This is a genomic window from Mycobacterium sp. 141 (assembly GCF_000382405.1).
Lineage (GTDB): Bacteria > Actinomycetota > Actinomycetes > Mycobacteriales > Mycobacteriaceae > Mycobacterium.
On record NZ_KB908259.1, the window covers coordinates 150,368 to 164,356 of the forward strand.

The 13,989-nt window shown below is 64.8% G+C and carries 12 protein-coding genes and 1 tRNA gene; 5 read left to right on the forward strand and 8 right to left on the reverse strand.

What is annotated here, in order from left to right:
• Positions 1 to 20: 20 nt before the first annotated feature.
• Positions 21 to 97 (forward strand) — tRNA-Leu (locus tag H276_RS0109970).
• A 441-nt stretch (positions 98 to 538) separates the two neighbouring features.
• On the opposite strand, the gene H276_RS0109975 is transcribed toward H276_RS0109970, so the two are convergent.
• Complete coding sequence (locus tag H276_RS0109975) at positions 539 to 1,591, reverse strand: hypothetical protein (RefSeq protein ID WP_231376646.1); 1,053 nt, start codon at positions 1,589 to 1,591, stop codon at positions 539 to 541.
• 361 nt (positions 1,592 to 1,952) lie between these two features.
• Here H276_RS0109975 and H276_RS0109990 point away from each other — a divergent pair, with 361 nt between their 5' ends.
• Entirely contained in the window at positions 1,953 to 3,203 is a 1,251-nt protein-coding gene (locus H276_RS0109990) for an adenylate/guanylate cyclase domain-containing protein (protein ID WP_019971168.1), read from the forward strand.
• A gap of 46 nt (positions 3,204 to 3,249) precedes the next feature.
• Here the strand turns inward: H276_RS0109990 and H276_RS0109995 are convergent, their stop codons facing one another.
• The 7 genes from H276_RS0109995 to H276_RS0110025 are packed head-to-tail and all read right to left on the reverse strand — an operon-like array spanning position 3,250 to position 10,385.
• The gene (locus tag H276_RS0109995; RefSeq protein WP_019971169.1) at positions 3,250 to 5,076 is read right to left on the reverse strand and encodes a DUF2339 domain-containing protein; all 1,827 of its coding nucleotides are present in this window, start codon (positions 5,074 to 5,076) and stop codon (positions 3,250 to 3,252) included.
• A 45-nt stretch (positions 5,077 to 5,121) separates the two neighbouring features.
• Positions 5,122 to 5,775, reverse strand: a complete 654-nt coding sequence (locus H276_RS0110000; RefSeq protein WP_019971170.1) for a response regulator transcription factor — start codon at positions 5,773 to 5,775, stop codon at positions 5,122 to 5,124.
• Positions 5,775 to 6,911, reverse strand: coding sequence for a MacS family sensor histidine kinase (gene macS, locus H276_RS0110005; protein ID WP_019971171.1), 1,137 nt, complete (start codon positions 6,909 to 6,911; stop codon positions 5,775 to 5,777). The genes H276_RS0110000 and macS overlap by 1 nt, the downstream gene beginning before the upstream one ends.
• Positions 6,912 to 6,962: 51 nt before the next feature.
• Positions 6,963 to 7,817 carry a sulfurtransferase gene (locus tag H276_RS0110010; protein WP_019971172.1) on the reverse strand — a complete coding sequence of 285 codons (855 nt, stop codon included), beginning with the start codon at positions 7,815 to 7,817 and terminating at the stop codon, positions 6,963 to 6,965.
• A 9-nt stretch (positions 7,818 to 7,826) separates the two neighbouring features.
• Positions 7,827 to 8,579, reverse strand: a complete 753-nt coding sequence (locus H276_RS0110015) for an amino acid ABC transporter ATP-binding protein (RefSeq protein WP_196807885.1) — start codon at positions 8,577 to 8,579, stop codon at positions 7,827 to 7,829.
• Between the two features lie 8 nt (positions 8,580 to 8,587).
• Entirely contained in the window at positions 8,588 to 9,493 is a 906-nt protein-coding gene (locus H276_RS0110020) for an amino acid ABC transporter permease (protein ID WP_019971174.1), read from the reverse strand.
• A 7-nt stretch (positions 9,494 to 9,500) separates the two neighbouring features.
• Positions 9,501 to 10,385: an ABC transporter substrate-binding protein gene (locus tag H276_RS0110025; protein ID WP_019971175.1), complete on the reverse strand. Its 885-nt coding sequence runs from the start codon at positions 10,383 to 10,385 to the stop codon at positions 9,501 to 9,503.
• Between the two features lie 211 nt (positions 10,386 to 10,596).
• Between H276_RS0110025 and H276_RS0110030 the strand changes: the two genes are divergently transcribed.
• From H276_RS0110030 to cydB, 3 genes are all read left to right on the forward strand, one after another.
• Complete coding sequence (locus H276_RS0110030; RefSeq protein WP_019971176.1) at positions 10,597 to 11,181, forward strand: HdeD family acid-resistance protein; 585 nt, start codon at positions 10,597 to 10,599, stop codon at positions 11,179 to 11,181.
• Between the two features lie 100 nt (positions 11,182 to 11,281).
• Positions 11,282 to 12,787, forward strand: a complete 1,506-nt coding sequence (locus H276_RS0110035; protein WP_019971177.1) for a cytochrome ubiquinol oxidase subunit I — start codon at positions 11,282 to 11,284, stop codon at positions 12,785 to 12,787.
• A 29-nt stretch (positions 12,788 to 12,816) separates the two neighbouring features.
• Positions 12,817 to 13,950: a cytochrome d ubiquinol oxidase subunit II gene (gene cydB, locus H276_RS0110040; RefSeq protein WP_019971178.1), complete on the forward strand. Its 1,134-nt coding sequence runs from the start codon at positions 12,817 to 12,819 to the stop codon at positions 13,948 to 13,950.
• Positions 13,951 to 13,989: the final 39 nt, after the last annotated feature.

Here is a 13,989-nt window from a genome sequence, read left to right on the forward strand (position 1 = left end):
GCAGCATCCAACGGAGCGACGCCCTCGTATCCCAACTGGCAGAGGAAACGGATTCAAAACCCGTCCAGTGTGAGTTCGAATCTCACCGAGGGCACCAAAACACCAGGTCAGAGTAGGCTTTCCTGCCGCTACGGCAGCAAGCACAGAGCACGCGCAGTATGCCGCCCTTGAGAACCCCAGACGCCGGCGCAGCCTGTGCCACAGATCCACCGAAACCGACGAGTCCGATACCCGCAGCTAATACCGCGGCAATTGTTGTAATCCGCATTTTGGTCATCAATTCATGAGACCACGCGATTCCCGGCGGGCACCTACAGAAAACTTTGGGTCTACTGCCGTCGTTGCTCGCTTAATTCCTTCGTGAAAACCGACCATAATTTTCGGGACTGTAAAATTTGCAATTCCTGTGTTCGGCGACAAGATTGGCCGAATTTTCGCGCAGCCTCCAACTGGTCGGAGTGTCGGAGTCGGGTCGCGCCGAATTGGTAGACCCGCGTTGGACTTCAGCCGTCGGTGACAGAGATTCACCGATGTCGCGCTAAGGCAGGAAGCGGGCGATCTGCGGCGGCTGTAGCCCGCGTATAGCGCGCGCCTGTCGGATGCCTAGGGCGCCGCCGGTCGCGGTGAGCAGAACAATCCCGGCAAGTCCAGGCAGTACCGCGAACAACAGGCCCGGTGTGTCGGCCACGCGCAGGTAGTCGGGGTAGCCGGCACGGAACGTTTCAGGAGCTGCGCTGATCACTGGCGTGGTCGGCTGCGCAGCCTGCACAGTGGGCGCGGTGACCTGCGGTGCGCTCGGTGTGGGCGGTGCCGCAGCGGGCACACCACCACCCGCCGTGCCCGGCGGAACGGCAACCGACAGAGGCGGAAGCACGACTGGGACCGGCGAAACGACGACCGACAGGCGTGGAAGCGCAACTGGGACCGGTGAAGCGACCACCGGGCTCGACGGAGTGGCCAGCACCGGAGACCCCGCCTCGGGTCCTGCTTCGGCAGGTGCAAACAGTGTCCCGGGCAGCGGGGCGCGGACCACGATCTGGCGGCTGCTCGGGGCGGTTGGCACGGACGCCAGGCTCGGCGACCGGCCGATGCGCCCGCCCATGGTGGCTCCGCCGCCGATCGAAGAGACGCTTGGCCGGATCTGCGGACCGCTCACCTGAGCCTCAGGAACGGCGGCCGACGTATCCGAGGCGCCCTCTCCCCTGCTCAAGGTCGAGGTTGTGTTCGCTGACTGTACCGACCGACGCGCGCCCGCTTCGTCGAGGCCGACAGACTTCTGACTAGTGGATTTACCGCTCACACTCGTCTTCTGCTTGCCGGTCAGGCCAGATCTTCCGGTCTTCTGGTGGTCGCCTTGGCCGGGCCGGCCAATTGTCCCGGCGCCACCGTTCGGCCTACCGTTCGCGCCGGCACGGTGGTGTGAACCCTTCTTGTTGTCCCTGTGGTGACCGGAGATGCCGAGCACGTCGGCGCCGACACCGAACAGATCAGCGTTCGCGACCGGAGTGCCGGAGACACCGGGCCCACCGACCATGGCGCCGCAGGCGATTGCCGCACCGATCGCGGTGTTCCGTACCCGTACCCGGTCCACGTTCACATTCCCTCAGAGGTCCGCGACACTGGCGTCGCGTGCGCTGGACGATGCTCCATTCTGACACACGAACATCACGAAAAGTTTGCTGACGTTGGATCGGGCCGTGGTTGCGCCGGAACAACCGCAGCAACGTCACTCCGATGATGTGTTCACCGCCAGGGTGATGAGTTCGGCCCCGTCGGCGCCAGTTCGTCGGCGGCGTACTCGATCGGCGATCATCAAATGGCTTCTTTTGAGATCAACCGGGCTCACGACGACATCGCCGGCGTGAGACGCTGCGCGAATGTCGACCGACTGATCGGTCGGCGACGATACGCTCTCCAACGTGGCAGTCAGCGAGTTTCGACGCTCGACATGCATGCCCGAGCTGGCGTTGAACGGTCAGCTGCCCGCGCGGACCGCGCACTACGCGGAGAGCCTGTCCAGTCGGTTGCGAGTGCTGACGATCGCAACGTGGATCGCTGCTTCGGTATCCGGCTTTTTCGGCCTGTTTCAGCTGATTGTCGGTGGGGCCATCTGGCGAGTCGGGTTTCTCAACCTCGGGTTCGCGGCCCTGTTCGTAGTGGTACCGCTGTTGTACCGATTTGGTGAGCTCATCGCACCGTTGACCTTCTTCGTCATCGCCTACATCTCGGTGTCGCTGATGTGTTACCAGGTGGGCACGGGGTCCGGCCTACAGCTCTACTTCCTGGTGTCGGCCTCGTTGGTGGTGCTGGTGCTGGGTATCGAGCGCATCGGCCTGGCCGCCGTGCTCGTCGGGTTGGGTGTCGTCGCATCGATTGCGCTGGCATTCGTGGCGCCGGTCGACCGCGGCCTCGGCCCGTCGTGGACGTTGCGGTTCGGTTTCGTCGTCACGGCGGTTTCGTCGACCGTCATGGTCTTCGCCACGGTGTGGTTGGTGTTACGCGAGAACGCCCGCGCCGAGGCGGCTATGGAAGCCGAATACCAGCGCTCCGAGCAACTGTTGGCCAACATCCTGCCGGCCACCGTCGCCGCCCGCCTCAAGGATCCGGCCCGCACGATCATCGCCGACAAATACGATGATGCGTCCATCCTGTTCGCCGACATCGCCGGCTACACCAGCCGCGCAAGCGACACTTCGCCTGCTGACCTGGTGCGCTTTCTCGACCGGCTCTACACCGACCTCGATGCGCTGGTGGACAAGCACGATCTGGAGAAGGTCAAGACCAGCGGCGACTCATACATGGTGGTCTCCGGTGTGCCCAACCCAAGGACCGACCACGTCGAGGCGTTGGCGTGCTTTGCGCTCGACATGGCCGATGCCGTCGCCGATCTCAAGGATCCGCAGGGCCGGGCCGTACCACTGCGCATCGGATTGGCAGCCGGTCCCGTCGTGGCTGGTGTGGTCGGCGCCCGCAAGTTCTTCTACGACGTATGGGGCGATGCCGTGAACATCGCATCCCGGATGGAGACCACCGATGTCGAAGGTCGAATTCAGGTGCCGCAGAACGTCTATGAGCGCATCAGCGACAGCTTCGTGCTCGAGGAACGCGGAGAGGTCGACATCAAGGGCAAGGGCGCAATGCGGACCTGGTACCTGGTCGGCCGCCGCGACGACGACGTGCGTGCGGCGGTCGAGACCAGCTAGACCTTGCCGTCGCGCACCCGACGCAGGGTGTTCACTACGGCGGGGATCACACCTGCGGTTCGGTGAGCTGCTCATCGTTCTTGTCCTGCTGGCTCAGCAGCCGGGCGTATCCGGCGCCCATTCCCAGCAGCGCCAGTCCCACCACGATGAACACCGCAACCCGGAAGATACCGTCGAGGGTGCCCAGGTCGAATAGGAAAAGCTTGGCCATCGCCGCGGCCACCAGCGTCAGTCCCCCGCCGATGGGCAGTGATCGCTGCAGCCTCGGTCGGCTCGCGGCGTAGTAAAACAAGCCGGCTGCCAACACGACCCAGCAGATGGTCGCCGCCATCTGCCCGCCGAAGAACCCGGCACCGGTCCCGCCGACGAGCACCCCGGCCGTCACGGTGAAAGTCGTCACCGCATAGCCGATCACCGCCGCCGCGACCACCCACAGCAGCCGAATCGAGTCGTCGCGTACCGGTCTACCAACGCTCCACGACCACGCGATCGTCACTGCGGCGGCTATCGCCAGGATGCTCGACATCAGCACCGACGCCGCGACGCTTCCACCGAGTTCGGTTGCGTGCGTGAGAGTTTCCGGTGGCGCGTAGCTGAGGAAATACAAGCCACCGAACACCGCGAACCCGATCGCCGCCCACCTTCCGACGTCACTGCGCCGGGCGGCGATCGCAACCACGATCGCCATCGCGAGCAGTACCGGACCGGCTACCGTGCCCTCGAAGGCCACGGTGACCGCGATCAGAGCCGCGACTGCCGAGAGCGCCGACCATACCTGCCGCACCACAGCCGTGACACCGGGCACCCGATCACCGATCGCGGCGATTCCGACCAGGGCTGCGGCCAGCACTCCGATCATCAGGGCGGCCACCGCCCGATCCGCCGCGGCCGAAACACACAGCAGCGGGATGGTTCCCGCGGCCGTCGTGAGCGCCATCCCAGCCTTGTTGGCAGTCCAGCGCAGCAACAGCACCCCGCCGGCGACGGCCAGCACCGCACCTATCGCGCAGGCCAGCGCCAACCGCAGATCGTTGCGGCCGCCGAACGTCGCCCCCACCAATGCGAACAGCAGCGGCACGGTGCCCGCAGTAGTCCGCGCGACGTGCAATGTCATCCAGTCGCGCCCCCACTGCACGGGCAGTGTGGCCGCCGACAACGCCAGCATGAATCCGATCAGAAGCAGCGTGACACCGTCGGTGACGACCGGTGCCAGCACGATCAACGGCACCAGAACCAGAAGGCCCAGATGCTCGGAGTCCCACGTGCGGGCCAATGTCAGCCCGGCACCGCCGATGACTGCGGCGATGGTCAGCCCTACGGGAGCCGAGACCCAGTGGTAGACCGCCGTCACGGCGATCACATCTATGTAGGCTGCGGCGATCCCGGTCGCGGCCAGTGCGATCGCGCCGATGCGTCCACCGGGCCTCAACTGCTGCCACCAGGCCACCGCGATCAGCGCCACCGCCAGCACGGCACCCGCTGCGACGCGGAACCCGGGCCGCAGAATGCCCGCCTGCGCGGCGAGTACCACCAGCAACACGACACCGACGAGGGTGACGGCCACACCGGCGACAGCCAGAACCTTGCCGATCCAGCCTTCGGAACGTTCGCGACGCGGAGGCGGAGCCGGTGCGGCAACCGGAGGCGGAGCCTGTGTGGCCACCGGTGGCGCGACAGCCACGGGCGCTGCGGCCTGCGGCGGTGCCGGATAGGGGCCGGCCGCCCAATATGGGGCAACCGGCTGCGCGAGAGGTCGGTAGGCCAGCAGACGGTCCAGCTCCGCCAGGTCCGCCGACACCCGGCCCGTGTAGGCGTTGATCGCAGAGATGTCCGCGGCCAACCGGGAGATGAGGGCACGATGCGGTTCGGTCATGCCTGTGATCGTCGCAGCAAACCCAGACCGTCCGGATGAGTAGGACTACTCGTCGAGCCCGTGCTCGATCGCGTACCGAGCCAGCTCGACCCGGTTGGCCACCTGTAATTTACGGAACGTCGCCTGGACGTGGTTCTCCACGGTCCGGTGGCTCAGCGACAGCCGCGTGGCAATCTGCTTGGCGGTCAACCCTTTTGCCACGAAGCGCAGCACCTCGGTCTCGCGTTCGGTGAGGCTCGGTGTGGCGGGGTCCCGGTCCGGACGCGCTGCCATGCGTCGGTACTCCCCCAGCACCAGACCGGCCAGACCCGGTGTGAACACGGCCCGTCCCTGCGCGGTGGCCCGAACAGCCTCGCCCAGTTCGACTTTCGATGCGCTCTTGACCAGGTAACCGGTGGCGCCTGCCTTCACGGCCTCCAGTACGTCTTCGCGTTCGTCGGACGCCGACAACACCAGGACCTTGGTATCCGGGGACACCGCCAACACTTCCGCGGTGGCCTGCGCGCCGGTGCCGTCGGTCAACCGCATGTCCATCACCACCACATCGGGGCGGACGACCGCGGCGCGGCGCCGAGCCGCGGCGACCCCGTCCGCCGTCGCGACCACCTCGAAGCCGTCGTCGGCAAGATCTCGGGCCACCGCATCCCGCCAGATCGGGTGGTCATCCACCACCATCACCTTCGGTACGGACTCAGCCATCACCCGTCCCCCTCCTTGCGCAGCACCGTCAGTTCCCATTCCGTACCGGCGCCCGGTGCAGTGGTCAACTGGGCCGCGCCACCCAGCCAATCCATTCGCCCCACAATCGATTTCGATATACCCAGGCGACCCTGCCGGACCGCCTCGGCCAGCCGGCCATCGGCGATGCCCACGCCGTCATCGCGGATACTGACCATCACGGTCTCCCCCAGATCCTCGACGAGGACGAATGCCCGGGCGTCCGGCCCGGCATGGGCGACCACGTTGTCGAGCGCATTGCCGGCCGCCGCGAACAGTTCCCGGGCCACCGCATCTTCGAGCAGCACGGGCTGCGCAGGCAGGCTGACCGAGACCCGATCACTGGCCCGGCTGCGCAGCAATGCGCCGATGTCGGTCAGTGTTCCCGCGGCCACTTCGGTATCGGGCGCACTGACCAGCCGGCGCAGCGCCCGCTCCTGCTCCCCGGCAAGCTCTGCGAGTGCCGCGGTTTCACCGCCGATTTCACGGCCCCGCCGGGACACCAACGCCAAGACCTGGATGGCCCCGTCGTGCACTCGGCGTGACAGCCGTTCCCTCTCCTCCACGGCAGCGGCCATTCGGACCGCCCGCTCGAGTTCGGCATGGGCACGCCGGGCAGTTTGTGCGGCCATGCCGACCGCGAGCCCAACCGCAACCTCGATGACGATCGTGGCGTTGCGACCGAGGTTGGGGCTCACATACCCCTTCAACGTCGCTGCAACCGCCACCACCGCCAGCCCGGTCGCCATGCCGCCGACCGGGCCGAACTGAAGAGCCGCCGAGATGGTGGCGTTCGTCGCCCACAGTGTGGTCGGCCACGATTGGTTGTCGGCCACCCAGTGATCGGACGCGACGACCTCCGTCGACAACATCAGTGCCAGCACGATCACGATTTCGGTGATCACCCAAGCTGGCCGGCGACCGAACCCTTTCAGGTAGGCGACTGCGCACGCGATGCTCCAGAGCATCAGCACAGCAAACAATGACCAGGCCAGGATCGGGCGCGTCAGATCATCGTTGATCGCGATCTGGAAGCCGGACGCGTAAATGCAGCTCAGCAGCCGGAAGCCCTGCGCCGCCCGCCACAGCGGGGTGACCGGATCCGAACCGCGCTGCACCTGCTCAGCATAAGGTCGGCGGTGCGACCGAGCGGCACCAGCTCAGCGCGGCTATGGTCCGACCGCGACCGGACGATTGGGATCGCTGACCCACTCTGACCATGATCCGGGGAACAAAGCTGCATCCACGCCGGCAGCGGCCAGCGCTGCGACTGTGACAGCTGCGGTGACACCTGAGCCGCAGTAGGCGCCGACCTCGGTGACGTCGGTCAGCCCTTGTGCAGTGAACAACTCGCGGAGCTCGGAACGCGGCAGCAGCGTGCCGTCGGCGGCGAGGACCCGGGTGCTGGGCAGATTCAACGCACCCGGGATGTGGCCGGCGGCCGCATCCATTGGTTCGACGTCACCGCGGAATCGCTCCGGCGCGCGGGCATCGAGCAACACACCGGCATGGTCTCCCGCCTCGTCGGCGGTGATCGTGCGACGGGCTCCGTGGTACAGATCATCGTGAGTGACGACGACATCGCCCGGCGCAGGCTCGACCGATCCGGTCTGCAAGGCGCCACCTGCGGCGGTCCACGCTGCAAGTCCGCCGTCGAGGATGCGGACATCGGCGATGCCGGCCGCGGTCAGCACCCACCAGGCCCGCCCGGACCCAGCCCGGTTCCAGTCGTCGTAAACCACGACGGGCACCCCGGTGCGCAAGCCCCAGCGGCGCGCTGAAGCCTCGAGGTTGCGCCCGGAAGGCAATGGATGGCGCCCCTTTCCGACGACACTGTGATCGGTCAGCTCGTCGTCGAGGGACACGTACACCGCGCCTGGCACGTGGCCGGCCAAATACGCGGCAGTGCCGTCGGGCTCAGGCAGTGTCCACCGCACGTCCAAGACCGTGACGGGATCTCCGGACTCGATGAGTCGTCGCAGTTCGGCAGCGGGGACAAAAACGTCTGTTCGTACTGCACTCACGCATCGAAGCTACATCACCTTCGATAAAAACGCTTTCGTGCGTTCATGTTTCGGGTTGGCCATCACCTCGCGTGGATTACCGCTCTCCACGATGACGCCGCCGTCCATGAACACGAGCTTGTCAGCGACCTCACGGGCGAAGCCCATCTCATGGGTCACGACCACCATGGTCATTCCCTCGCTCGCGAGGTTCTTCATCACCGCCAGCACCTCTCCGACCAGCTCGGGATCCAACGCCGAGGTCGGCTCGTCGAAAAGCATCAGTTTGGGACTCATCGCCAAGGCGCGCGCGATGGCCACGCGCTGCTGCTGACCGCCGGACAACTGCGCGGGGTACGCGTCGGCTTTCGCGGACAACCCGACCTGACCCAGCAGATCTCTGGCCCGCGCCACCGCCTGATTTTTCTTGACCTTCTTGACGTGGATGGGCGCCTCGATGATGTTCTCCAGCACCGTCCGATGCGGAAACAGATTGAAGTGCTGGAACACCATGCCGACCTCGCGGCGCTGTTTGGCGGCTTCTTTGGGACGCAGTTCGTGCAGCTTTCCACCGCGCTCCCGGTAACCCACCAGCTCACCGTCGACGTACAGCCGGCCCGCATTCACCTGCTCCAAATGGTTGATACACCGCAAGAACGTCGACTTTCCCGAACCCGAAGGCCCGACCATGCAGAGCACCTCGCCGTGGCCGATATCGAGTGTCACGCCCTTGAGAACGTCCAGCGCGCCGAAGCTCTTGCACACACTCTGGGCGCGGACCATGGGTTCGGTCATGGATGTGGCTCTCCCATCTGCGCCTTGGCCAGCGTCTCGAGCTGTTTCGTCGTCAACTTCCGGGATGCGCCCCTGGCGTAGTGACGCTCGAGATAGAACTGGCCGACCATCAGCACACTCGTGACCGCCAGATACCAGGTGGACGCCACCAGCAGCAACGGAATCGGCTGGAACAGCGCGACGCCGATGTCTTTCGACCGACCGTACAACTCGAAGCTGTACGGGACTGCGGTGACCAGCGAGGTGGTCTTGAGCATGCTGATGAACTCGTTACCGGTCGGCGGGATGATGACCCGCATCGCCTGTGGCAGAACAATTCGGTGCATCGTCATCCACCACGACATGCCGAGCGCAGTCGATGCCTCGGACTGCCCCTCCGGCACCGAACTGATGCCGGCCCGGATGATCTCGGCCATGTAAGCCGCCTCGTTGAGACCCAGTCCCAGGATCGCCAGCATGAAGAAATTCGGTTCGCTGAGACTGAATTTGAAGAGGGTCGGGCCGAACGGCACACCGAGCTGGACGTTCTTGTAGATCACCGGGACCAGGCCCCAGAGCACCAACTGCACGTACACCGGTGTGCCGCGGAATATCCATAGATAGAGCCACGACACCGACTTGAGCACCGGGTTCGGCGACAACCGCATCACCGCCAAGGCGACCCCGAGGACCAGCGCGAGCACCATGGAGAAGATCGTCAGCTGCAGGGTGTTCCAGGCGGCCTGCGAAATCCGTTGATCGAACAGGTATTTCCCGTACGTATCCCATCGGTAGGCGTCGTTCGTGGCCGCGCCGTAGACGAACAGCGCGAGACCGCCGATGATGAGGACGGCCGTGATCCACCGCCACGGATGTCTCAGCGGGACAGCATCGATGGCGGGTGGCGGCGACGCGTCGGCCATCGCCGGCTCAGCTGGTCGCGCCGTTGATGACCGGCTTGTCGATCAGTCCCTTTTCGGCGCCCCAGTTGGCGGCCACCTGCTTGTAGGCACCGGTCTGGATGAGGTGCTCGAGGGCCTGCTGCAGCGACTGGGCCAGTGGTGAGCCCTTGGGGACGACCCAACCGTAGGGTGCGGAATCGAAGATCTCGCCGACCTGTTCGAGTTTGCCGTCGCTCTGTTTGATCGCGTAGGCCGTCACCGGAGAATCCGCCGACATGGCATCGGCCTGGCCGAGCATGACCGCATTGGTGGCTGCCGACTGGTCGTCGAACTTGAGCACGGCGATGGCGGGCTTGCCCTCCTTGGCGCACTTCGCATTGCGGGCAGGCATCTCGTTGGTGTCCTGCACCGTCGCCGTCTGCACCGCGACCCGCTTGCCGCACGCATCGTCGGGGTTGATGCCCGCGCCGACCTTCTGCGCCCAAGCCGAGCCCGCCTGGAAGTAGGTGACGAAGTCGACCTGCTGTTCACGTTCTTTCGAGTCGGTGAACGACGACATGCCGACGTTGTAACTGCCGCCCTGAACCGACGGAATGATCTTGTCGAACGCCGACGGTCGGTACTCCGGGGTCAGTCCCAGGGTGGCGGCGACGGCGTTCATCAGGTCGACATCGAACCCGATGATCTTGCCGTTGGGATCCTTGAACTCGTTCGGCGCGTAGGTCGGGTCGGTGCCGACGATGAGCTTGCCGCTCGACTTGATCGGGTCCGGCACCGTATCGGCGATGGAGTCGACCTTCTCAGCCGTTGCCGCAGTCGTCGCGGTGCCCGACGTACCGCTGTCACTGTTGTTCGCGCACCCCGAGAGCATCAGGGCGCCACTTGCCGCGATCACACCTGCGACACGCCACATTTTCCCCCGACGGACGTGACATCCAGCTTTCACAGTTGCCTCTTCTCTCTGCCTAGGGCCGTTTTGTGTCTGTTGTTCCAAACCGGCGACATCAACGGGCCGTGAACCCAGCATGCGGTGCCGGTAACGGAACATTAACGACCGCAGTACGACACCACAGCCGTACTGTAAAATCCGGCTCAGGCGCTATTTGTTGTGTCAAACTGCCGGCATGGAAACCACTACTGCCCCAAGCCTCTTGCCTCATCTGTGGAAGGCGACTCTGGCGACCGGTGTCCTCGCGGTCATCTTGGGTGTTCTCGTGTTTGTCCGCCCCGGCGCGGCGATCATCGTGACCGCGATCTTCTTCGGCGCGTACCTCCTGGTTACCGGTATCTGGCAGGTCGTACTCGCCTTCAGCCTGCGTTCCACGGCCGGTAGCCGGGTGCTGCTGTTCATCAGTGGTGCCGCATCGCTCGTTTTGGCCGTGCTGTGTTTCGTAAACCTGGACAACTCGATTCAGCTGCTGGCCATCTGGATCGGCGTCGGCTTCATCTTCCGCGGTGTGGCGACGGCGATGTCGGCGATCGGTGATCAGTCTCTGCCCGGCCGTATTTGGGAGATCATCGTCGGCATCCTCAGCGTCATCGCCGGCATCATCATGTTCGTCACGCCGCTCAATGGCCTCGTCGCCCTCACCCAGGTCACCGGCATCATCCTGATCGTGCTCGGCGTGCTCGACGTCGTTTCCGCCTTCGGCATCCGCAGCGAGGCCAATAGACTGAGGGCCGCCTTCACCCCAGAACCTCCCCGGTGACGTAACACACTGTCCTGGCCATGCCAGGACGCGGTCGCCGAGAACAATCTCTACTACAATTCGTAGTAGCTCGCCCGAGCGACCTCGGAAGTAGGGTCAGATGGATGCCTTGGATGTGTCTCGGTGGCAGTTCGGAATCACCACCGTCTACCACTTCATTTTTGTTCCGCTGACCATCGGGTTGGCACCGCTGATCGCGATCATGCAGACCGTATGGGTGATCACGGGCAATGACAGCTGGTACCGACTCACCCGATTCTTCGGCAAGCTCTTCCTGATCAACTTCGCGATCGGGGTGGCCACCGGAATCGTGCAGGAATTCCAGTTCGGCATGAACTGGAGCGAGTACTCACGATTCGTGGGCGATATCTTCGGCGCTCCACTAGCCATGGAGGGGTTGGCCGCGTTCTTCTTCGAATCCACGTTCATCGGCCTGTGGATCTTCGGCTGGGCGCGACTGCCCCGCCTGGTGCACCTCGCCTGCATCTGGATCGTCGCCATCGCGGTGAACATGTCAGCGTTCTTCATTATCTCGGCCAATTCGTTCATGCAGCATCCGGTCGGGGCCGTGTTCAACGCCGAAAAGGGCCGCGCCGAGCTGACCAGCATCGTCGCACTGTTCACGAACAACACTGCGATCGCCGCGTTTTCACATGCTGTCGCCGGAGCATTCCTGACCGCCGGGGTGTTCGTAGCGTGCGTGTCGGCCTGGTGGATGGTGCGATCACACCGGGCGGGCGCCGCTGAGCACGCTGGCGACACTGCCGGTCACCACAGCCGCAGCACCCCCGCCGAAGACGCGGTCAGCATGTACCGGCCCGCCACCATCCTCGGCTGCCTGGTCACACTCGTCGCCGCCATCGGGCTCTTCTTCACCGGCGATGCCCAGGGCAAACTGATGTTCGCCCAACAGCCGATGAAGATGGCCTCTGCAGAATCGTTGTGTCACAGCCAAACCGACCCGGATTTCTCGGTACTCACCGTCGGGACCCACAACAACTGCGACAGTGTCGTGCACGCCATCGAGGTACCCTTCGTCCTGCCGTTTTTGGCCGAGGGCAAGTTCAGCGGGGTGCACCTGGACGGCGTGCAGGATCTGCAGCAGCAGTATGAACAGAAGTTCGGGCCCGGTGACTACCGGCCCAACCTGTTCGTCACCTATTGGTCGTTTAGGGCGATGATCGGATTCCTCGCAGCACCCGGTCTTTTCGCGCTTGTCGCACTGTGGCTGACCCGCGGCGGCCGGATTCCGAATCAGCGCTGGTTCTCCTGGTTCGCGCTGCTGACCATCCCCACACCGTTTTTGGCCAACAGCGCGGGCTGGGTGTTCACCGAGATGGGCCGCCAGCCATGGGTCGTGGCGCCCAACCCGACCGGTGATCAGGACATCCGGCTGACCGTGGCCCAAGGCGTGTCGCACAACTCGATGACCATCGTCGTGCTGTCCCTGGTGACCTTCACGTTGCTCTATGCGGTGCTTGCGGTCATCTGGTTCTTCCTGCTGCGCCGCTACATCGTTGCCGGGCCGCTGGAACACGACTCCGAACCGGCGCCGCCGGTACCACCGGGCGCCGACGACGTCGCACCATTGTCGTTCGCCTACTGAGCCCAACGCACGAGTCGAGGAGCGATTCGATGGGATTACAGGAACTCTGGTTCATTCTGCTGGCCGCACTGTTCCTCGGGTTCTTTGTACTCGAGGGATTCGACTTCGGCGTCGGCATGCTGATGAGCTTCTTCGGGCGTGCCGCGGACGTGAGGAGCACATCGGGCCTGGCGCACGCGAGGAGCACATCAGACCCCGCGCACGCGAGGAGCACATCAGACCCCGCGGACGGCCGCACCGGAACCGACGCCGAACAGCACCGCCGTGCGGTGCTCAACACGATCGGCCCGGTGTGGGACGGCAACGAGGTGTGGCTCATCACCGCGGGCGGTGCCATGTTCGCGGCGTTCCCCGAGATGTACGCCACCGTGTTCTCCGGTCTGTATCTGCCGCTGTTGGCGATCCTGTGCTCGATGATCGTGCGCGTCGTGGCCATCGAATGGCGCGGCAAGATCGATGATCCCGGCTGGCGCCGATGGGCGGACATAGCGATCGCCATCGGGTCGTGGGTGCCCGCGATTTTGTGGGGTGTCGCGTTCGCCGGGCTCGTGCACGGCCTGCCCGTCGACGCCCACGGACAGATGCACGCCGGAATCACTGACGTCGTCAACCCGTACACCCTGTTGGGCGGGCTGGCCACCGGCGCACTGTTCGCCCTGCACGGTGCAGTGTTCGTAGCGCTGAAGTCGAGTGGAGCCGTTCGCACCGACGCTTTCGGTTTCGCCGCCAAACTGGCGATTCCGGCGACGGTACTGGTCGCCGGCTTCGGACTGTGGACCCAGCTCAGCCACGGAAAGAACTGGACCTGGCTCGTGCTGGCCGTCGCGGTCGTTGCACAGCTCGCCGCCGTCATCCGGGTGTTCAGCCGCAGCGGCGAGGGTTGGGCGTTCCTCTACACCACGATTGTCGTTGCCGCCGTAGTGGTTCTGCTGTTCGGTGCGCTATACCCGAACCTGGTCCCGTCCACGCTCAACCCGCAGTGGAGCCTGACCATCTACAACGCCTCGTCGTCGCCGTACACGCTGAAAATCATGACATGGGCGGCGCTCGCGTTCACACCGCTTGTAATGCTGTACCAGGCGTGGACGTATTGGGTGTTCCGCAAGCGGATCTCGGCTGATCGGATTCCCGAGCCAATCGGACTCTCCCGGAGGCCGGACTGAATCTCTGGCGCGCCCTCGGCATCCGCGGCGGTACGGGAT